This window comes from Nisaea sediminum, from assembly GCF_014904705.1.
Lineage (GTDB): Bacteria > Pseudomonadota > Alphaproteobacteria > Thalassobaculales > Thalassobaculaceae > Nisaea > Nisaea sediminum.
This window is the reverse complement of the sequence record NZ_JACZCQ010000003.1, coordinates 205279-224284: the sequence shown is the minus strand read 5'-3', so window position 1 is coordinate 224284 and position 19006 is coordinate 205279. Positions and strand designations below refer to the sequence as shown.

The 19006-nt window shown below is 62.9% G+C and carries 18 protein-coding genes; 9 read left to right on the top strand and 9 right to left on the bottom strand.

Annotated elements, in window-relative coordinates; genetic code table 11:
- Nucleotides 1-4 precede the first annotated feature (4 nt).
- The 4 genes from IG122_RS06065 to IG122_RS06050 all read right to left on the bottom strand — a co-directional run bounded on the left by IG122_RS06065 (nt 5) and on the right by IG122_RS06050 (nt 3534).
- Complete coding sequence (locus IG122_RS06065; RefSeq protein ID WP_193181440.1) at nt 5-1123, bottom strand: hypothetical protein; 1119 nt, start codon at nt 1121-1123, stop codon at nt 5-7.
- A 135-nt stretch (nt 1124-1258) separates the two neighbouring features.
- Nucleotides 1259-2449 carry a hypothetical protein gene (locus IG122_RS06060; protein ID WP_193181439.1) on the bottom strand — a complete coding sequence of 397 codons (1191 nt, stop codon included), beginning with the start codon at nt 2447-2449 and terminating at the stop codon, nt 1259-1261.
- Nucleotides 2450-2575: 126 nt separating this feature from the next.
- Nucleotides 2576-3181: an HD family hydrolase gene (locus IG122_RS06055; protein WP_319024825.1), complete on the bottom strand. Its 606-nt coding sequence runs from the start codon at nt 3179-3181 to the stop codon at nt 2576-2578.
- Nucleotides 3178-3534 carry a hypothetical protein gene (locus IG122_RS06050; protein ID WP_193181438.1) on the bottom strand — a complete coding sequence of 119 codons (357 nt, stop codon included), beginning with the start codon at nt 3532-3534 and terminating at the stop codon, nt 3178-3180. The genes IG122_RS06055 and IG122_RS06050 overlap by 4 nt, the downstream gene beginning before the upstream one ends.
- A gap of 113 nt (nt 3535-3647) precedes the next feature.
- Here IG122_RS06050 and IG122_RS06045 point away from each other — a divergent pair, with 113 nt between their 5' ends.
- A complete protein-coding gene (locus IG122_RS06045; RefSeq protein WP_193181437.1) occupies nt 3648-4064 on the top strand; it encodes a hypothetical protein in 417 nt (138 codons plus the stop codon).
- 93 nt (nt 4065-4157) lie between these two features.
- Nucleotides 4158-5399: an MFS transporter gene (locus tag IG122_RS06040; RefSeq protein WP_193181436.1), complete on the top strand. Its 1242-nt coding sequence runs from the start codon at nt 4158-4160 to the stop codon at nt 5397-5399.
- Here IG122_RS06040 and IG122_RS06035 read toward each other — a convergent pair.
- The 3 genes from IG122_RS06035 to IG122_RS06025 all read right to left on the bottom strand — a co-directional run bounded on the left by IG122_RS06035 (nt 5353) and on the right by IG122_RS06025 (nt 8555).
- The gene (locus tag IG122_RS06035) at nt 5353-6261 is read right to left on the bottom strand and encodes a DMT family transporter (protein ID WP_193181435.1); all 909 of its coding nucleotides are present in this window, start codon (nt 6259-6261) and stop codon (nt 5353-5355) included. The genes IG122_RS06040 and IG122_RS06035 overlap by 47 nt on opposite strands.
- 28 nt (nt 6262-6289) lie before the next feature.
- On the bottom strand, nt 6290-7219 hold the full coding sequence (locus IG122_RS06030; RefSeq protein WP_193181434.1) for a DMT family transporter: 930 nt from the start codon (nt 7217-7219) through the stop codon (nt 6290-6292).
- 100 nt (nt 7220-7319) lie between these two features.
- Complete coding sequence (locus IG122_RS06025; protein WP_193181433.1) at nt 7320-8555, bottom strand: SPOR domain-containing protein; 1236 nt, start codon at nt 8553-8555, stop codon at nt 7320-7322.
- Nucleotides 8556-8795: 240 nt separating this feature from the next.
- Between IG122_RS06025 and IG122_RS06020 the strand changes: the two genes are divergently transcribed.
- The 7 genes from IG122_RS06020 (at nt 8796) to IG122_RS05990 (ending at nt 16055) form a co-directional block, all read left to right on the top strand.
- A complete protein-coding gene (locus IG122_RS06020; protein WP_193181432.1) occupies nt 8796-10424 on the top strand; it encodes an amidohydrolase in 1629 nt (542 codons plus the stop codon).
- Between the two features lie 50 nt (nt 10425-10474).
- Nucleotides 10475-11926 carry an amidohydrolase family protein gene (locus IG122_RS06015; RefSeq protein ID WP_193181430.1) on the top strand — a complete coding sequence of 484 codons (1452 nt, stop codon included), beginning with the start codon at nt 10475-10477 and terminating at the stop codon, nt 11924-11926.
- A gap of 11 nt (nt 11927-11937) precedes the next feature.
- Nucleotides 11938-13395, top strand: a complete 1458-nt coding sequence (gene hydA, locus IG122_RS06010; RefSeq protein WP_193181427.1) for a dihydropyrimidinase — start codon at nt 11938-11940, stop codon at nt 13393-13395.
- A 37-nt stretch (nt 13396-13432) separates the two neighbouring features.
- On the top strand, nt 13433-14380 hold the full coding sequence (locus IG122_RS06005; RefSeq protein ID WP_193181426.1) for an N-carbamoyl-D-amino-acid hydrolase: 948 nt from the start codon (nt 13433-13435) through the stop codon (nt 14378-14380).
- Nucleotides 14381-14510: 130 nt separating this feature from the next.
- A complete protein-coding gene (locus tag IG122_RS06000) occupies nt 14511-14942 on the top strand; it encodes a hypothetical protein (RefSeq protein ID WP_193181424.1) in 432 nt (143 codons plus the stop codon).
- 2 nt (nt 14943-14944) lie between these two features.
- Nucleotides 14945-15472 (top strand): hypothetical protein, encoded by a 528-nt coding sequence (locus tag IG122_RS05995; RefSeq protein ID WP_193181422.1) that lies wholly within the window; start codon nt 14945-14947, stop codon nt 15470-15472.
- Between the two features lie 10 nt (nt 15473-15482).
- Nucleotides 15483-16055 (top strand): SCO family protein, encoded by a 573-nt coding sequence (locus IG122_RS05990; RefSeq protein ID WP_319024824.1) that lies wholly within the window; start codon nt 15483-15485, stop codon nt 16053-16055.
- Nucleotides 16056-16062: 7 nt separating this feature from the next.
- Here the strand turns inward: IG122_RS05990 and IG122_RS05985 are convergent, their stop codons facing one another.
- Together IG122_RS05985 and IG122_RS05980 are read right to left on the bottom strand one after the other, a co-directional pair.
- Nucleotides 16063-18231: a hypothetical protein gene (locus IG122_RS05985; protein WP_193181418.1), complete on the bottom strand. Its 2169-nt coding sequence runs from the start codon at nt 18229-18231 to the stop codon at nt 16063-16065.
- A 124-nt stretch (nt 18232-18355) separates the two neighbouring features.
- The gene (locus IG122_RS05980) at nt 18356-18970 is read right to left on the bottom strand and encodes a flavin reductase family protein (protein ID WP_193181416.1); all 615 of its coding nucleotides are present in this window, start codon (nt 18968-18970) and stop codon (nt 18356-18358) included.
- Between the last annotated feature and the right edge of the window lie 36 nt (nt 18971-19006).

Genomic DNA, 19006 nt, shown 5'->3' with positions numbered 1-19006 from the left:
TCGCTTATCCGAAGCTCCTTGCCAGGACCTTTTCCTGCCTGAGCATGCTCTGCAGGTCGATATTGCTCTGTCCGCGCACCTCGTTGCGGGATGCCGCCAGCCCGAGACGTTTCGCGAAATCCAGCCATCGGGCGTGGCTGTCCTTGTCCACTTCATCGCGCGGGAGCAGGGGCAGTCCGGACAGGATAGTCGATACTGCCGACAGTTGCTCCTCCCGGCCCGCGCGGAGGGCATTTTCCCAGATCGCGAAGATCACCGGCCAGCCGTCTTCGAGCCAGGGAACACGCGCGCTGAGCCGCTCGAGATCCAGCTTGTGGCGCGGCCAGTTCTGCAGCGTTCCGGCAGGATTGTTCGCGAAGGCGTCGATATCGTCGAACGCGGCCTGCCAATAGAGGTAGGTTTCCTCGAGGACCTCTATCACCAGGCCGGCCGGATGGTCCTCCGGCAACTCGCTGGTCCGCATCCAGTCCTTGAAGGAGCTGCGGAAATGGTCCGCGTCCGCGAAGATCTTCCGCAAACGTCCGGCCGGTTGATGCCGCGGGACGCCGAGCAGTTCCAGAAGGTCGCCCCATTCGGTCATCGCCTGGGACAGCGTATCGGGGGCGACGTTCAGCATCCGGGAAATGCGGCCAAGCAGGCCTTGCACCTTCTGCTGTCCCGCCGGAAGGCTGAGGGCCGCCAGGCTGAGATCGAGGTCGGTGTCGAGCACCGCCTTCACCACATGGCCGGTGAGGGCGAGGCTGATACGCAGCTGATCTTCCGTGGAGCGGGTGCACGCCTGGTAAGCGGCCGCCGCGGCATCCTCGCCGGCGAGACCGGTGACCGAGGCGCGGATTACCGCGTCCCGCACCGCATCGGGTGTGACGGTCTCTATATCGCCGATGTTCTCGTGCAGCACGCGGTCATAGACCGTCAGCTTGAAGGTCTCCGGGACGCCGTTCCAGCCGATGACATAGACCCCACGGCCGCCGGAGAGCCCTGAAATAACCATCTCGAGGCGTCCGCGCTCGCCGTTCCGCACACGCGCCATGGCCACGCTCGGCGTGGTGAACGGGACCGCCACGCCCCGCTCGGCGAAGCTCGCGGGCCAGAAATGGGTCGCTGTGGTTGATTGGTTCGCCATACTTTCGGGGTCCGTCTGCCCAGTTCTGCCGTTCGCGCGACCAATGTCTCTTCAGCCCGCATTTGGCCGGAAAAATATCGCGTTTTCAACGGAATTTCAGAATGTTAACGGTTTGCGGCAAGGAGATTCGGAAAATCACAAATCCTTAGCACCGCCCGCCTTGCTGCTCACGGTTGCATCCATGTTCGCGAGCATGTCGTTCAGCTGGTCGAACCTCAGCGCGCCCCTGACGCTTTCGCTCCGCGCCCGGTCGAAGATATTCCGGGTGTGCATCAATGAGGTGCAGCAATAGCCAAGCAACCAGTACCGGTAGTGCGATGTGATCAGGAAGTTCCGAAATGCGACCGGGTCCCCTTCTTCAATAAACTTCCGGTAGCATGATTCGAAATCCTTGAATATCTGGTTAATGTTCCCGACCACGTTCAGAATCTTTTTCAGTACACGCTCTTTGAACATTTTTTGCTGTTCGAGAAAAGCTCGGTGCTCCCGGTGATCTATTGGCAGCGAGTGCTCGGATTTTATCCATCCGATGACTTCGGCGATCTGCGGTTTGTTTTCCTCGAACTGGTACTGATAGAAGGAGACGCCCTTCCAGGCGCTGAAGACGTTCGCGACTTCCTTGTTGTCGATCTTGAAAGCCTCGATGAAGAGGGCGGCTTCCGGGATCGTCGGATCCCAGATCGCGTCGATGAAACGCTTTGTCTTTGCGCTGTCAGTCTCGTCCGCTCCGAGGGCCTTGTTGACGATCGGGCGCACCTTGTCGCGGATCACTGATTTTATGTTCTCTTCCTCGCCCTCCTTCATCTGCAGATAGGCGGGGTTATAGGAGAGCTTTTCGCGTTCGAGGGCGGCCTTCAGTAGGAAGGGATCGAGCGACGGCAGGTCGTCTATCAGAGACAGGCGTCTGAAGTCGCGGGTCATTGCCTCGGTCATATCGCCGTGCGCGATTCCGACATAGCGCTGCAGCAGCTCCTCGGAATCCTTCTGACGCAGATAGACCGCATAGCCGCCGTCCTGCGGGAATTCCTCGTTGTTCGGGATGTAGATGGCGGTCTCGACCGGACGCTCGTCGGAGAGGGCGGCGTCCTTGCCGCTGAAGTCGATCTTGGTCTTGTCGGAGACCTCGACCTTGAAGTTCGGGTACTTGAAAATGATGACGCGGTTGAGGCTCGGGATCTCGAAGAATTTCTGTCCGTGTTCCTGATCGAGCGTGATGCCGAGGACGTTCCAGGTAACGCTCGGCGGTCCATAAATGATTTGGTCCAGGATCGGCGAAAGCTTGCGCCTTTTATCCTGCGCACCACCACCTCTGCTCTCCGCCAACATTCCGCGCTCCCGGGTGAACCGACAATATCTATGCCACCCTGTCTAAGTTTCGGATATTGCAGGATCGGGAACCGGGAATCCAGTTGTGTCACCCGGGCGTATGTCGGCTGATACCGGCGGTCGATTTCAGCGCGACGATCCACCCAGAATCCGAAATCGCTTGAGATAAGCCTGTTTCGCCGCTGTCGGCGACATCGGCTCGATGATCACGTCCATGCCCGTTTTCGGCTTTCCGAATATTTTATCCGCTTCGGGTTTCGAGAATCCGGCGAGTTGCGTTGCTTCGAGGTAAGCCGCGATCCTGTCCGCGCGCTTGATCTTTGAGGTGATCTCCGCGGGCAGTTTCGCCGGTAGGCCGAACCTCACATGCACGGCGCCCTCGAGCCGCTTCTCGACCTCTTTATAGTCCGGGCCGATGACTGCCTTGAACGGGGTGATCATGTCGCCGACGACATATTCCGGGGCATCGTGCAGCAAGGTCGCCAGGCGCCATTTCAGCGCCAGGTCGGGATCTAGCCTGTGAACCAGTTTCTCGACCAGGATCGAATGTTCGGCGACGGAATAGGGCCAGCGGCCCTCGGTCTGTCCGTTCCAGCGCGCCACCCGGGAGAGACCGTGCGCGATATCCTCGATCTCCACGTCGAGCGGGGAAGGGTCGAGCAGGTCGAGCCTGCGGCCGCTGAGCATGCGCTGCCATGCCCTCGCTCCGGTGGCGGTTTTCGCGTGCGTCACGTCCTCTGTCCCTTCCTGCCGGTTCGGCGGCGTCCCAGATAGACGAGAATGCCGAAACCGATCAAGGGAAGGCTCGCGCAGGCAAGGACACGGTTGGCGATCATGATGCTGCGGCTCTGGAAGCGATCGAGCTCCATGATCAGGATGCAGCGGTCGCGTGCCTCCGTTTCCCTGTAGGCGGCCTTGCAGGTTTGTTCCTGGAGCATGTAGGTTCGCTCGACGGGTGCGAGGTCCTCAGACCATCGATCGAGAAACAGCCAGGCAAATGCACCGATCCATAGAATGGAAACGGCGATGAAAGCCGGCCAAATCACACCGGAAATCAACGGTTTTGCTTGTGATTGTTTCGTCATTTTGGACAAAATGCATGAAAACCAAGTGATTGAAAGAATTTGTTCAGATGTTGATGCGATTCTGTTACCGTGATTTCAAGAAGAATCCGCACAATAAAAATGGAGATTTTCCTGTGGATCTCAAGGTTTTCGCCAAGTCCGTGCTGGCCGTTGCCGTCGCGACCGTTTTCCTGTCGGCGGCACCGCAACCCGCCGGCGCATACGATCCGCGTGGAATGACCGGACCGGGATTCCTCGCCCTTGCCGACGGACGGCTGATTTCCGGCTGGCTGACCAACGGGAACCGGGTCTTCTACTTCAAGCTCGAGAAGCGCAAGGTCTACTCGCTGCATGTGCCGGCGCAGAACGGCTTCGAGGAGTTTTACGAAACCGGTACCGTGCGCCCGACAAAGGAACATTATTGCCTGACGCCGTTCGACAGCGAGAAGGAGCGGTGCCTTCGTGTTCGTCTGCTTGAGAACAACGAGTTCGAAAGCACCGACGACAAAGGCAATCGCATCTCCCGCTGGTGGCTCGCGGCACAACAGTAATCCCGCATCGGGAGAGAGGCCGGGCTTGACCTCTCTCTCCGTGCGTTCCAGTTTTGCGGTCCGACTTTCCTGATTTTTGTGCCAGGACATCCGATGACCGCCGATACGCAAGCCGTCCCGTCCGCCGGGGGAGCCTTCTCCGACGTCAAGGTCATCAGCCTGATCGGCGTCGCGCATTTCTTCAGCCATTTCTATATCCTGCTGTTGCCGCCGCTGTTTCCGGTATTGCGAGAGCAGTTCGGCGTCAGCTTCCTCGAACTCGGCCTGATCATGACGATCTTCAGCGCCGCGACGGCGAGCACACAGCTTCCGTTCGGTTATCTCGTCGACCGGTTCGGCGCCCGCTGGATCCTGATCGGCGGGCTGGCGCTCGAGGCGCTGGCCTTTCTTCTCATCGGCTTCGGCGACACGTACTGGGGGCTCCTGGCGCTGATGGCCGTCGCCGGCGTCGCGAACGGGGTCTATCACCCGGCCGATTATGCGATCCTCTCCGCCTCGGTTTCAGGGCCGCGGATGGGGCGCGCGTTCAGTCTGCACACCTTCGCCGGGTTCGCCGGGTTCGCGGTGGCGCCGCCCCTGATCATTTTCCTCAGCGAGATGATGGGCTGGCGCTCCGCGCTTGTTGTCTGCGGCATCGCCGGATTGGTGACAGCGGCGGCCTTGCTGGTTTCGGCCCGGAGCCTTCATACCAAGCGGAAGTCCGAAGAGAGCGCGGCGAAACCGGCAGCAGCATCGGCGTCCAGCCGCACCCTTCTGTTCTCGTTTCCCATCCTGATGTGTCTCGGCTTCTACACCATGACGGCGCTCGGCTCGGGCGGCCTGAACAACTTCCTGGTCTCCGCGCTCAATCTCGTGCACGGCACCGAGATCCCGATCGCGACCGGCGCGCTGACGGGGTATCTCGTCGGCACCACGATCGGCATCCTGTTCGGCGGCTACCTCGCCGACAAGACCTCCAATCACAATGTGGTCGCCGCGATCTGTTTCTTCACGACCGCAGTGATGATCGCCATGGTGGCGACGGTCGATCTGCCGGAGCCGTTGCTGCTCGCCTCGTTGACGGCCCAGGGCATCATGCACGGCATGATCATGCCGTCGCGCGACATGATTGTCCGCTCGGTCACGCCGGACGGGCAGTACGGCAAGGTCTTCGGCTTCGTGACGACCGGCTTCAGCATCGGTGGCATCATCTCGCCGATGATCTTCGGCTTCGTCCTCGACGAGTTCGCTCCGGAACTGGTGTTCTACGCCATCGCCGGGTTCATGATCCTGTCGATGTTCACGGTCTTCACCTCGGTCCGCTGGCGTCGGCAGCCAGCGGCGGATCCTGCCTGATCCGGCTTTCCCGGAGCCAGATATAAAGCCCGGCGCCGATCACGAGAACGGCGCCGGCACAGGTCCAGAGATCCGGAAGCGTGTCGAAGACGAGCCAGCCGAAGAAAGTCGCCCAGAGCATCTGCACATACTGAAACGGCGCGAGCAGCGACGCGAAGGCGTAGCGATATCCGAGGATCAGCAGGCACTCCGCCGAGAGCGCCAGCAACCCGATGACAGCAAGCACCGGCCAGCTTTCGGCGGACGGGAGAGGGCCGGTCCCGGGCAGCAGAAAGGCCGAGCCGACGAACCCGGTCAGTCCGGTCAGGAAGGTGGTCGCGGCGATCGGTGTTCCGGTGCCGGCATGGCGCGTCATCAGTGTGAACACCGAGAAGAAGAAGGCGGTCGCCAGCACCATGAAATGCGCGGGGGAGAGCTCCTGCAGGCCGGGTCTGAGAATGACCAGAATTCCCCCGAAGCCGACCGCGACAGCGCTCCAGCGCCTGATGCCGACCTGCTCCTTCAGGAATAGCACGGAGAGCCCGACGGTGATGATCGGCGCCATGAAGGTGATCGCCGCCGCCTCGGCCAGCGGAAGCTGCGTGATCGCGGTGAAGAAGAGGATCGTGGAGACGAACATGAAGCCGCCCCGGAGCGCGAGGAAGCCGAACCGTCGTCCACCCAGCATGGTCTTCAGGCCGAGAAACGGCGTCAGCGCCAGAAGCACGGCGAAATGCACCGCGTAGCGGAAGAAGGTCACCTGTTCGACCGGCAGCATGGCGCCGCTTCTCTTGACCAGCATGTCCATGGTCGAGAAGCAGGTGAAGCCGGCGATGATCAGGCAGATCGCAAGGGCGGGACGATGGTCGCTCACGCCGGTCATGGTCGTTTCCGTTCCGGAAGAGGGGAGGTCAGCGTCTGATCGGGGTCGGCGTCGGCGGCTGTTTCTTCACCTGCCGCTCCCGCACCCAGACATAGAGACCGGCGGCGACAATCACTCCGGCGCCGAGGAATGTCCATAGGTCCGGAACATCCGCGAACAGGAAGAAACCGTAGAATGTCGACCAGACGATGATCGTGTACTGGAACGGTGCGAGGATCGAGGCGCTCGCGTAGCGGTAGGCATAGATCAGGATTTGGTGGGAAACCCCGCCAATGACCCCGATAACCATCAGCAGAAGCCATTCCGTCAGGGTCGGCGTTTCCCAGTAGAAGAAGGCCAGCAGACAGGCGCCGGCGGTACCGATCAGCGCGGTATGAAACAGCATGGCGACCGGATCCTCGGTGCGGTTCAGCGCGCGCGTCAGGAGGGCGAAGACGCTGAACATGGTCGCCATCGTCAGGACCAGGAAATAAGCCCAGTGGACTTCCTGGAAGCCGGGTCGGAGCACCACCAGCATGCCGCCGAACCCGATGGCGACGGCGGACCAGCGCCGGACGCCGACCGTCTCGCGCAGGAAGAAGGCGGAGAGAGCGACGGTGATCAGCGGCGCGACGAAACCGATCGCGTTGGCTTCGGCGAGCGGGATCTGGGAAATCGCGGTGAAGAAACAGAAGGTGGAGCCGAGCAGCAGAAGGCCTCGGATCGCCACCTTGCTTGTCTGGTTTGTCCTGAGGGCGCGCCGGACTCCGAGGACCGGAAGGATCAGTACCATGGCGAGGAAATGGAAGAAATAACGGCCCCAGATCACCATTTCGACGCGGATCGTCTCGGACGTGAACTTCGCCAGCGCATCCATCGTGGCGAACATCGCGATCGCAACGACACTGAGGCCGATACCGAGCGCCGGATTGCTGAGGCCGCCATCCCCGGCGGTTACGGGCGCGCGAGTATCGCTCATGACGAATGTTTCCTGAAAAGGGCAGCGCGGTCGGCGCACGCGTTCCTTAGCCGGTACCCGGAGCGTTGGCAAACGTCGTTGCGAGAAGAAAGCCTTCGCGTCAGCGCGCGATGCGCACCGCCTGGCAGAACTGACGTTTTGCCTTGAGAGCGCTGCAGGCCTTGCCCGCATCGGCTCGGGTCTCGAAGGCCGCGCCGACGAGACGCACGAAGGTCCCGCGCCCGTCGCCCGCATCGAACTCGATGGTCTTCAGCTCAAGCGCGCCGAGATCGTCCGGGTAGCGCTTCTGCAGGGCCGACCAGCCGCGCCGGGCACCGCTCTGGGTACGATAGGATTCGAGGTGGATGCCCCATTTCCCGGTCGCGCTCGGCGCGGTCATGCCGGTCTCGGGTTTTTCCATCTTCTCTCCGCCGGAGGCCTCTTTCGGCGCCATCACCTTGTCTTCCGTCATGGATTCCAGCTTGGAGACGACGGATTCGAGGCGGGAGATGAGCATTACCAGACGGGTATCGTCCATGGCAGGCATGCTCTCTCCATGCTCCTCGGCCTTGGCCATCCTGTCGTCGGTTCCCGTTTTGGCCATCGATGCTTCGGACTGCATCTTCTCGGCTGCTGCGATCTTCGGATTGACGACGTCGGTCTTGTGCGTCGGCTGCTCGACCGTCACCGGCATGCTGGCCGTCCGGTTGTCCGCGAGGTTGACGGACATCAGTTCCTTGCGGGAACGCGAGTTCGAAAAGATCCGCTCGCGCAGCACATAGTTCTGGGCCACGGGCGCGTAATAGAGGCTGGTTTCGACATCCTTCCGCTTGCAGTCGATCCGGAAGGTGGTGAAGGTTCCGGCGGGAACCGTGACGTCTTCCTGTCCGGCGACCACGCAGCGCAGCTCGTCTTCCCAACCCGTCGGCACCTTCTCGCTGTTCCCGCGGATGCCGAAGGCGACGATATTGCCTTCCTGCAGCGGGAAGAGGGTTCCCGGATTGCCGATCACGGTCTGCCGGCCGCGTCCGAGTTCCGGATGCGAGGACCAGGACAGTTGCGGCGTGACGAGTTCGTTCGTGGTCGTCCAGATCAGCCCGGAATCGTTCGTCCAGGTCACGCGGTCGGGGGTGACGCCGACGACCTGTTCCTGCACGACAGTGCCGTCATCGTTGAAAACGTAGGTGTCTCCAGGTTGATAGAGCGGCTTCGGCGCCGGAGGCAGCTGGGCGAGCGGTTCCTTCGCCGGCAGGGCCTCGTCGGCGCTGAAAATGCCGAAGTCGGGGATCTCGAACGAGCATGCGGAAAGCACGCCGATCAGGGCCAGGGGAAGAAGACGTCGGGAAAGTAGCCGCATCGTGTTTTTCGTCGCCTGAAAGGGGCGCCGTACCCCGGGTCAATAGCCGGAAAAATATCCAATATCTTGGCTTTAGTGTCAACTCGACCCCTAGATGATGTTGCACCGGTGAATGGATGAAACGGCACGGGGCGAGCCGTTGACAGAGCTCTTTCGCAGCCGCACTCTTGGGCTCTCACCTGAGGCCCGCCGCGCAGTCCTTGCGGTTTCGGCTGGCCATCACCGAAAGGACATTGCGATATGGTTACGGCGAAGGCGGATCTGGTATTGCGCGGGGGCAATGTGTTTCTCGGCCGCGGTGCCGGATTTGCCGAATCGGTGGCGATCTGGGGCGGCAAGGTTATCGCGCACGGTTCCGATGCCGAGCTGGACGGGTTGGTCGGCGATGGAACTAGGGTCGTTGATCTGAACGGCCGTCTCGCGGCCCCGGGATTGAACGACGCACACCAGCATCTGCTCATGGTCGGTCTCGGCCTCTCCGAAGTGGATTGCAAGAAAGACACGCAGCTCCAGGCGCTGCTCGCCAAGATCAAGGCGCGCGCGGACAAGGCGAAACCCGGAGAGTGGATCTTCGGCCGCGGCTACGATCATTTCGAGCTCGATGCCAAGCGTCATCCGTTCCGGGAGGAACTGGACCAGGTCGCGCCGAACAACCCGGTCTATGTGAAGCGGACCTGCGGCCATATGGGCGTCGCCAACAGTGCCGCGCTGACCCTCGCCGGGATCGACGAGTCCACGCCGCAGCCCGAGGGCGGCCATATCGAGAACCAGAACGGCAAACTGACCGGTCTGCTGCAGGAGCGGGCGCAGGAGAAGATCACCGCCGTGCTGAGCGATCACACGATCGACGCGCTGGCCGAGGGCGTGCGTGCCGGCCAACGGCACAATCTTTCCCTAGGTTTTACCAGCGTCACCGATCCGGGCGTCGGGCTGCGCCAGGGTTATGACGAGTGGCTCGCCTATCAGCAACTGAAACGCCAGGGCGGCTTCGGTCTGCGCATGCATCTGATGCCGCTTGCCGGTGCTAGCGGCTGGCCCGACCGGGCGATTGATCTCGGCCTGATGACCGGGGACGGGGACGAGTGGCTCCGCGTCGGTCCGATGAAGCTCTTCACGGACGGCAGCGCTGGCGGCAAGACCGCGGCGATGTTCAAACCCTATCTGAACGAGCCGGAAAATCTCGGGATCATGATCTACGAGGACCGGCAGCTCTTCGACTATGTGAAGGACTATCACGACCGCGGCTACCAGGTGGCGGCTCATGCCATCGGCGACCGCGCGATCGAGCAGATCCTGACCGCCTACGAGCTGGCGATCGGCAACGATGTCGAGAGCCAGGGCAACCGCCGGCACCGGATCGAGCATTGCGGCTTCCTGTCACCGGAGCAGCTCGCCCGCATGAAGCGGATCGGCGTGCTGCCGGCCCCGCAGGCGATCTTCATGTACGAGTTCGGCGATCTCTATGTCGACGTGCTGGGGGAGGAGCTCGCGGCCAAGGCCTATCCGCTGCGCTCCTTCCTCGACGCGGGCGTCCATCCCTCGGCGAGTTCGGATGCGCCGGTCTCCTCGACCAATCCGTTCCAGAACATCTATTCGATGATCACCCGCAAGACCAAGCGCGGCACGGTGCTCGGCGCGGACGAGCGGGTCAGCCTTGAAGAGGCGCTGCATTGCTACAGTTATTGCGGTGCCTACGGCTCCTTCGAGGAGGACATCAAGGGGACGCTGGCGCCGGGACAGCTCGGCGACGTCACCGTATTCGACCGCGATCTCTTCTCGATCGAGCCGGAAGAGATCCTCGAGGCCAACGCCGATCTCACCATCGTCGGCGGGGACATCATGCACGACCGCCTGGGCGAGGCGGCCTGAATCAAGGACAGCGGAGCCGGAAGCCGGCCCGGAACAGAGAGAGCAAGGACATGTCGAAGACCACATTGATCAAGAACGCGGCCTGGGTCATCGGTTGGCAGGCCGGAGAGAACGGCGGCTCGGCCGGGCACCGCTTCTTCCACGATGCCGACGTCGCCTTCCGGGACGGCACGCTGATCCATGTCGGCCCCGGTTTCGAAGGCACGGCGGACGAAACCGTCGACGGCAGCCGGATGATGGTGATGCCGGGCTTCGTCTCGATCCACAACCACCCGACCTCGGAACCCGGCAACAAGGGGCTGAACGAAGAACTGGGTAGTCCGAAGCTCGGCCAGAGCGGTCTTTACGAATACATGCCGGTCTTCCGCATTCTCCCGGAGGCTGCGCCCTATACGACCCGCTACGCCATCCACGAGATGCTGAAGAGCGGCGTCACCACCTTCGCCGATCTCTCCGGCGCCCGCGATACCTGGGTCGAGGACGTGGCCGAGACCGGCATCCGCGCCGTGCTCTGCCCGATGTACCGGGACGCCGTCTGGTCGACCAAGAACGGCCATTCGGTGGTCTATGACTGGGACACGAAGGCGGGCGAGAAGGCGATGGAGCGCGCCATCGAGATCATCGAGGAAGCGGACAGGCATCCGTCCGGCCGGATCTCCGGCATGATGGGCCCGTCGCAGATCGATACCTGCACGCCCGAGCTGATCAAGGCCTCGCACGAGGAAGCGAAGCGGCGCGGCATCAAGATGCAGATCCATGCGGCGCAGAGCGTGGTCGAGTTCAACGAGATGACCCATCGCCACGGTCTGACGCCGCTCGAATGGCTCGACAGTCTCGGCGTGCTCGACGAGACCACGATCATCGGCCATTGCATCTTCCTCAATGACCATCCCTGGCTGCACTGGCCGCAGGCGGACGACTTCAATCTGCTGGTGAAGTCCGGCGCCAATGTCGCGCATTGCCCGACCGTTTTCTGGCGCCGCGGCATCGCGCTCAACCATGTCGGCCGCTACGTGAAAGCGGGCATCCCGCTCGGCCTCGGCACCGACACCTTCCCGCACAATTTCATTCACGAGCTCGAAGTCGCGATGATCGTCGGCCGCATCATGTCGGGCGACTACAACAACGCGACGACCGAGGAGATCTTCGACGCCGGGACGATCGGCGGCGCCAAGACCCTCGGCCGCGACGATATCGGCCGGCTCGAGGTCGGCTGCAAGGCGGACCTCGTGATGGTCGACCTCGACCATGCCTACATGCAGCCGGTGCGCGATCCGCTGCGCAGCCTGCTCTATTCCGCCGGTGACCGCGCGGTGAAACATGTCTATGTCGACGGAAAGCGCGTCGTCGATAACGGAGAGGTCGTCACCATCGACGTCGCGGAAGCGGCGGCGAAGATGACCGAGTACCAGAAGATCACCATGTCGACCGTGCGCCAGCGCGACTGGGCCCAGCGCCCGATCGAGACGCTGTCGCCGATGAGCTATCCTGACGCGCACTGAGGAGCGGGCACATGAGCGAATATGATCTGGTCGTCCGCGGCGGCACCGTCGTCAACGCCTCGGACATCGTGAAGGGCGATATCGGCGTGAAGGCCGGGCGCATCGTCGCCCTCGGCGAGAAGCTCGGGGCCGGTGCCAAGGAAGTGGACGCCTCCGGCCGTCTGGTGATGCCGGGCGGCGTCGACAGCCATTGCCATATCGACCAGCCCTCCAGCCCCGGCGGGCGCAACGCGGAGACTTTCGAGAGCGCGCCCCGCCCGGCGGCCTGCGGCGGCACCACCTCGGTGATCTGCTTTGCGCCGCAGCAGAAGGGCGTCGGCCTCGCCGACGGCGTCGCCGCCTATCACGAGCGGGCGAAGAGCGCCTGCATCGACTACAGCTTCCACATCGTCATCAACGATCCGAACGACGCGGTGGTCGGCGAGGATTTGCCGAAGCTGATCGGCGAGGGCCACCGTTCGATCAAGCTCTTCATGACCTATGCCAGCAATCGGGTCGATGACGGGCAGATCCTGCGCATCCTCGAGGTCGCCCGGCGCAACCAGGCGCTGGTCTGCGTCCATGCCGAGAACCACGACGCGATCATGTTCATGACCGAGAAGCTGCTCGAGGCGGGTCTGAACGGCACCAAGTATCATTCCTGGTGCAAGCCGGCGCTGGTCGAGCGCGAGGCGACCTACCGGATGATCGCGCTGGCCGAACTGATGGACCAGCCGATCCAGATCTTCCACGTCACCTGCGGCGAGGCGGCGGAGGAAATCCGCCGGGCGCAGCAGCGCGGCCTCAAGGTCTTCGCCGAGACCTGCCCGCAATATTTCGTCCTGACCGAGAAGGATCTCGACCGCGACGCGCGGGAAGGGGCGAAGTATCTCTGCTCGCCCGCGCCGCGCACCGAGGCGGAGCAGGAAGCGCTCTGGGACTATGTCAGGTCCGGCACGCTCGGCAACGTCACCTCGGACCACGCGCCCTACAACATCAACGATCCGGACGGCAAGTTCTGGGCCGGTGACAACGCGCCCTTCAGCCGCATCGCCAACGGCGTGCCGGGTCTCGAGACCCGCATGCCGATCGTCTTCCACGAGGGCGTGGTGAAGGGCCGTCTGAGCCTCCAGGACTTCGTCGCCGTGACCTCGACCAACGCGGCGAAGCTCTTCGGCCTGCATCCGCAGAAAGGTGCGATCGCGGTCGGCGCCGATGCCGATATCGTGGTCTGGGACGCGGAGAAGAAGACCACGATCACCCAGGACATCCTGCACCACGCGACCGACTACACGCCCTACGAGGGCATGGAAGTCACCGGCTGGCCGGCGGCGACCATCGCCCGCGGCTCGGTGCTCTGGCAGGACGGCAAGGACATGTGCGAGGCGGGATTCGGCCGCTTCCTTGCGCGGGAACCGTACGACTACATCAAGCCGCGCGGGGAGTTCCCGACACCGTTTGATCCGGTCGCCGGAAAGGTTATGGAATAGTCAGTTCAGAATAAGTTTCGAACAGAGGAGCACTTTGATGTCCCGCATCCTGACCATCGGCGCCGCCCAGCTCGGCCCGATCGCGCCGGAGGAGTCCCGCGCCAGCGCCGTCAAGCGTATGATCGAGCTGCTGAAACAGGCGGGCGACCGCGGCTGCAATTTCGTCGTCTTCCCGGAGCTCGCACTGACGACCTTCTTCCCGCGCTACTACGAGGAAGATATCTCGAAGATGGATCACCATTTCGAGCGCGAGATGCCCGGGCCGGAGACGCGGCCGCTCTTTGAGGAGGCCTCCAAGCGCGGCATTGGTTTCTATCTCGGCTATGCCGAGCTGACGCCGGACGGGCACCGCTACAACACCGCGATCCTGGTCGACGAGACCGGCAAGATCACCGGGAAGTACCGCAAGGTGCATCTGCCGGGGCACTCGGAATTCGATCCGAAGCGCCCCTGGCAGCATCTCGAGAAGCGCTATTTCGAGCCGGGCGATCTCGGCTTCGGGGTCTGGCGCCAGCAGGGCGGCATCATCGGCATGGCGATCTGCAACGACCGCCGCTGGCCGGAGACCTATAGGGTGATGAGCCTGAAAGGCGCCGAGCTGATCGTGCTCGGCTACAACACGCCGGACGTGAACACCTCGGCCTTCGAGCCGAACCATCTCCGCATGTTCCACAACCATCTGACCATGCAGGCCAATGCCTACATGAATTCCTGCTTCGTCGTCGGCGTCGCCAAGGCGGGCATGGAGGACGGCTGCATGCTGATCGGCGGGTCCTGCATCATCCAGCCTTCGGGCGAGATCGTCTCCCAGGTCTCCTCGGTCGATGACGAGCTGATCACCTATTCGGCCGATCTTGATCTCGCGAAGATGGGCAAGGAGACGGTGTTCAACTACGCCAAGCACCGCCGGATCGAGCATTACGGCATCATCGCCAGTCAGACCGGCGTCGAGCTGCCGCCGGAACTCGCCGACGCGGCGGAGTAGGGCGGTTCCGGTTCCCCTCCCTCACGTTCTCGTCACCTGGGGTGAAGCGGACTTGGCGCTATAGTCTCGGCACAATAGATCAATGACCCGCCCGGTCTCCCGGGCGGGCCGCTCGAGGTCCGGAGTCCACATGCCGAGGTTCGCCCGTATTGCCCTTGCCGTTCTCTTCCTCGCCGCGTCTCTGCAGAGTGCGCGCGCCGAGCCGGTCGAACGGATCCGCGTCGAGGGCGAGCTGATCGATACCTGGTGCTACGTCACCGAGATCATGTATGCGCGCGGCTCTGCACATTATCAGTGCGCGGTCTGGTGCGCGGTCGGCGGCATCCCGGTCAGCATCCGGGCCGAGGACGGCACGCTCTATGTCGTGCTCCGGGTCGAGGCCGACACGCGGAGCGTTTCCAACCCCTCCATGGTGAAAATCCAGAGCCACAAGGTCACGGTCGACGGCGACCTGATCCGGCGGGACGGGGTGAATTACCTGCTGGTGACGCAGGTGGCGGACGACCAGGGCGTGGTCGATCTCACGCACGAGAAGTTCGGCATCCAGCCGTGGGGGATGTGAGCATGGCCCGGCACTTTCTGTTGCTGCTCCTGCCGTTCGTCCTCGCCGTTTCCGCACCTTCGCACGCGGCGCAGAAATGGGGCATCGACGGCGAGATGACGGCGCAGTTCGAGGCGCGTGTCGTCGACATGCTCTGCGAACTGAGCGGCGACTGTCCGGAGAATTGCGGCGGCGGCAAGCGCCAGCTCGGCCTTCTGCGGGACGACGGGCGGCTGCTGATGGCGGTGAAGAGCAACACGCTTTTTGCCGGAGCGACCCTCGATCTGCTGCCCTATTGCGGCGGACGGGTCGAGGTCGACGGACTGATCATCACCCACCCCTCGATGGTCATCTACATGCTGCAGAAGCACCGCAAGCCGGGCGCGGAGGACTGGATCCAGGCGACCGCCTTCGCGAAGGACTGGAAGAAGCGTAACGGCGCCACGGACGCGAAGCGCTGGTTCCGCCGCGACCCTCAGACGAAAGATGTCATCGGCACCTATGGCAAGGTCGGGCGGCCGGATCTGGTTCCGCCGCCGGCGGCCGAGTAGGGGGGCTGCCGTGAGGCGGCTATTCCACGGCATAGTTCTCGCTCTGATCCTGCTGTCCGGTGCGCCAGCGGCGCGCGGTGCGGATCTGCCATCGCTGTTCGGCGGCCCGTTCTCGCTGACCGACGAGACCGGCGCGAGGGTGGGGCCGGAGAGCTATACCGGAAAGTTCATGCTGGTCTATTTCGGCTATTCCTATTGTCCGGACATTTGCCCGACCGACCTTGCCGTCATGGGGCAGGCGCTGGACAGTCTCGGGCCGTTGGTGGAACGGGTTCAGCCTTTGCTGATCTCCGTCGACCCCGAACGCGACAGGTGGGAGACGCTTGGCGCCTTCACCGATGCGTTCCATCCGGCCCTGATGGGCCTGACGGGAACAGAGGCGGAAGTCGCCGCGGCTGCGAAAGCCTACCGCGTCCATCGCCGGAAGTTCCGGCTCGACGGGGCGGCGGAGGCCGATTACCTCGTCGACCATTCGACCCTGACCTACCTGATGGGGCCCGACGGCCGCTTCGTCACCATGTTCCCGCGCGGCACGACGCCGGAGAGGATGGCCGAGGTGCTGCGCAAATATCTCTCTGGGTGATGCCGCGTCAGCCGTCGAGTGGGATGATGTTGTCGAGATAGCTGTCGGCGTTTGCCCTGAGCAGGACATTCAGGATCTGCCCGTAGGCGATGCGCAGCATCTGGTTGTTCGAATGCAGCAGGTTCTCCCGCACCTTGTTGATCAGCCGCTGGTTCGCGCGCACGAGCGGGCCGGTGAAATCGATCGGGGTCGTGCCGTCGACGCCTTGAGGGATGAGGGTCAGGGTGAGCCACTGGCTCGGCAGGCCGCCGGTGCGCGTGGCGAAAATGATGTCGCAGTCATTCGCCTGTGGCAGCCCCAGATTGGCGTTGTTGACGGCATTGGCATCCTTCACTTCCGCTTTCATGCTGATGGGAAACCATATCCTGTCGCCGATCCGGCTCGCCTTCAGTGTCAGCAGTGCGGCCAGAGCCCAGTCGCATGAGAGCTGCTCCGCATCCACAAGCGTCCGGAGGCCCGACACGATCGGCGCTTCGGCGTTCTGGGCGCCGCAAGCCATCTTGGAGAGGCCGGTCTGGCCGAGCACGCCGGCCGCGGTGACGACGGCTTTTCTCGTCGTGTCGTTCGGCTTGATCTGACAGGCCGCGAGCGCCTGGTGGAACAGGAAGAGCGGTTCGAATACCTGGACGTAGAACTCGTCGGGAAGGGGGTGGAAGCCGTAAAGCCGTTCGTAGTCGTCGGCGAAGTTGGAAACGAGAAGAGCCGGCGCCTCGAACGAGACGTCGTTCGGCAGCTTTGCGTTGCCGCCCGAACGCGGGAAGACCGTGGCCATGTTGCAATGGTTCCAGGCCGTGATCAGCCGGTCGATCCGCTTGCCGGACTTGTGTGCGCTGTGACTCTGCCCCGCGGCAAGCTCGATCAGCAGGTTGAGGTTCTCCTCGCACTGGTATTCCCAGTTGCAGACCTTGACGTAGGCCTGATTGGGCTGCGGGTTCGCCGGGATTTTGTCGTAATAGACCCGGTCTTGCAGGTAGAACCATTCGGGCGAGGCGATGCGCGGGATGGCGACGTCGACGAATTCGCATTTCGCCGCGCCGTGTCCGACATCGGCCCGGTAATCGTCCTTGGCGATATCCTTCGGCTGGCTGACCGAGATGCCCGGAAACCTCAAGGCCGTGCGGATCAGGTCGAAATCGTCGATCAGGTTGTTGGCGTAAAGCGAGAGGTTATAGGGCGATTTCGGGCGCTTCTGCTCGCGGGTCTCGAATTCGGCCGTATAGAGAAAATCGTCGAACGGGCCGAGCTCCTTCATCGTGCGTTCGGACTCGGTGTAGGTGAAGTCCGAGGTCACGACCTTGAAGATGTCGTAAGGCAGCTTGGTGCGGTTCACCTCGCGTGCACGCTGCTGCGCGATCGCCAGTTCGGTCACCTCGAAGCCGAGGCCGTCCATGCGGCCGGGGGCATAGGGGAAGAAGCTGTAATCCACGTCGAACCATTCGGACTTCACCCGCCCGACGTCGGACACGAAGAACAGCTTTTCCTCGCGGTCGCGATAGACCAGAAGCTGGTTGCCGGAACTCGCCGTGATCGCCTGGAAGGCGCGCTGGATATCGGGGCCGCGGATCCCTGAAAGCGCCGGTTCGAGCCCGGACAGGCATTTGGCGATGGTCAGGGCGTCGGCGTTCACCGGGAAGTTCGCGCCGTCGATCGGTGGTGTCAGGTCCTGCGAGAGAAAGTCGACGAGATGAGCGAGCGCCTCGACCTGATTGCAGAGATAGAGCGGGGCCTGCAGGGTCTGGTTCGAGAGGATCTGGGTGAGGTTGGCGAAGCGCGTCGTACCGATCGTCTCGGCGAGCAGCATCTTGATGCGCTGGCCGACGGAGGCCATCACCGCGCCGGTGGTGAGGCCGGGCGGATAGGCCTCTTTTTCGATCAGCAGATTGAAGTCCGCGTCACCCGCATAATTGTTCCAGACCAGCCTGTTCGGGGGCTGGTTTGTCGCCTGGGCTTCGAGATTCTCGATCCCGAGGCCGCCCTTGACGCTGAGCGAGGTCAGTTTCGCGAGCGTGACCTGTTTCGCGGGTGCCGGGAAGAGGGGCACATTGTCCGCATTGAACGCCTTGATGAAGGCGGTCGTGTAGCTCTCGAGCTCGTTCCGGATCGATGTGATCTTCAGAAGCTGGCCCGTGACCGCACTGTCGAGATTGCGTTTGTGATCGACCGAGATTTTCCTCACGCGACTGCTCCGTCTCCGCATCGTCCCCGACCGCGACGGCGGCTGCCGGTCGCGGTATCAGGTCGACGCGTGAGAAGCGGTCAATGTGAAGTCATCCCTCGCGGCCGCTGAGCGACCGGGACGGTCAGTCCGGCCGGTTCATCTCGAAGACTTTGGAAACGGCGCAATAGTCCATGTATCCGAGACGGCCGACCGGCTGGTACTTGGTGACGTCGAGACGGCCGTCGGCGACGTATTTCTCGTCGATATGGATGCCGACCACCTGTCCGAGCACGATGCAGTTGCGCGCGGTCGCGCTTTCCGTCGGCAGTTCGATGGTGCGCAGGTACTTGCATTCGAGATGCACCGGCGCGTCCTTCACGCGGAGCGGCTTCACGTACTGGGAGGGCAGGCCTTCGAGACCGGCGTGCTGCATCTCGTCGGTGCCGTGCGGGAAGTGGATCGCCGTTTCGTTCATCTGTTTCGCCTGCGCGGCGCCGACGATGTTGCAGACGAATTCGCCGGTCTTCTCGGCATTCAGCTGGCTGTCCTTCGGCGAGCCGTCCGGCCGCGAGCCACTGGAGAAGATCACGCAGGGCGGGGCCCAGGAGACCGCATTGAAGAAGCTGTAGGGCGCGAGGTTGGTCACACCGTTCTCGTCCAGAGTCGAGATCCAGCCGATCGGCCGCGGCGAAATCGTGGCCTTGAACGGATCGAAGGTGAAACCGTGTTCCTTGTGCTTGCCCGGCTCGAAAAACATGCGCCTCGCTCCTCCCTGTCGCGTGTAAGCCAGAGC

What these genes read in the sequence shown, in the direction of transcription:
- IG122_RS06065 (WP_193181440.1), bottom strand. Translation starts at nt 1,123, where the DNA reads ATGGCGAACCAATCAACCACAGCGACCCATTTCTGGCCCGCGAGCTTC.
- IG122_RS06060 (WP_193181439.1), bottom strand. Translation starts at nt 2,449, where the DNA reads ATGTTGGCGGAGAGCAGAGGTGGTGGTGCGCAGGATAAAAGGCGCAAG.
- IG122_RS06050 (WP_193181438.1), bottom strand. Translation starts at nt 3,534, where the DNA reads ATGACGAAACAATCACAAGCAAAACCGTTGATTTCCGGTGTGATTTGG.
- IG122_RS06040 (WP_193181436.1), top strand. Translation starts at nt 4,158, where the DNA reads ATGACCGCCGATACGCAAGCCGTCCCGTCCGCCGGGGGAGCCTTCTCC.
- IG122_RS06035 (WP_193181435.1), bottom strand. Translation starts at nt 6,261, where the DNA reads ATGACCGGCGTGAGCGACCATCGTCCCGCCCTTGCGATCTGCCTGATC.
- IG122_RS06030 (WP_193181434.1), bottom strand. Translation starts at nt 7,219, where the DNA reads ATGAGCGATACTCGCGCGCCCGTAACCGCCGGGGATGGCGGCCTCAGC.
- IG122_RS06025 (WP_193181433.1), bottom strand. Translation starts at nt 8,555, where the DNA reads ATGCGGCTACTTTCCCGACGTCTTCTTCCCCTGGCCCTGATCGGCGTG.
- IG122_RS06020 (WP_193181432.1), top strand. Translation starts at nt 8,796, where the DNA reads ATGGTTACGGCGAAGGCGGATCTGGTATTGCGCGGGGGCAATGTGTTT.
- IG122_RS06015 (WP_193181430.1), top strand. Translation starts at nt 10,475, where the DNA reads ATGTCGAAGACCACATTGATCAAGAACGCGGCCTGGGTCATCGGTTGG.
- hydA (WP_193181427.1), top strand. Translation starts at nt 11,938, where the DNA reads ATGAGCGAATATGATCTGGTCGTCCGCGGCGGCACCGTCGTCAACGCC.
- IG122_RS06005 (WP_193181426.1), top strand. Translation starts at nt 13,433, where the DNA reads ATGTCCCGCATCCTGACCATCGGCGCCGCCCAGCTCGGCCCGATCGCG.
- IG122_RS06000 (WP_193181424.1), top strand. Translation starts at nt 14,511, where the DNA reads ATGCCGAGGTTCGCCCGTATTGCCCTTGCCGTTCTCTTCCTCGCCGCG.
- IG122_RS05995 (WP_193181422.1), top strand. Translation starts at nt 14,945, where the DNA reads ATGGCCCGGCACTTTCTGTTGCTGCTCCTGCCGTTCGTCCTCGCCGTT.
- IG122_RS05980 (WP_193181416.1), bottom strand. Translation starts at nt 18,970, where the DNA reads ATGTTTTTCGAGCCGGGCAAGCACAAGGAACACGGTTTCACCTTCGAT.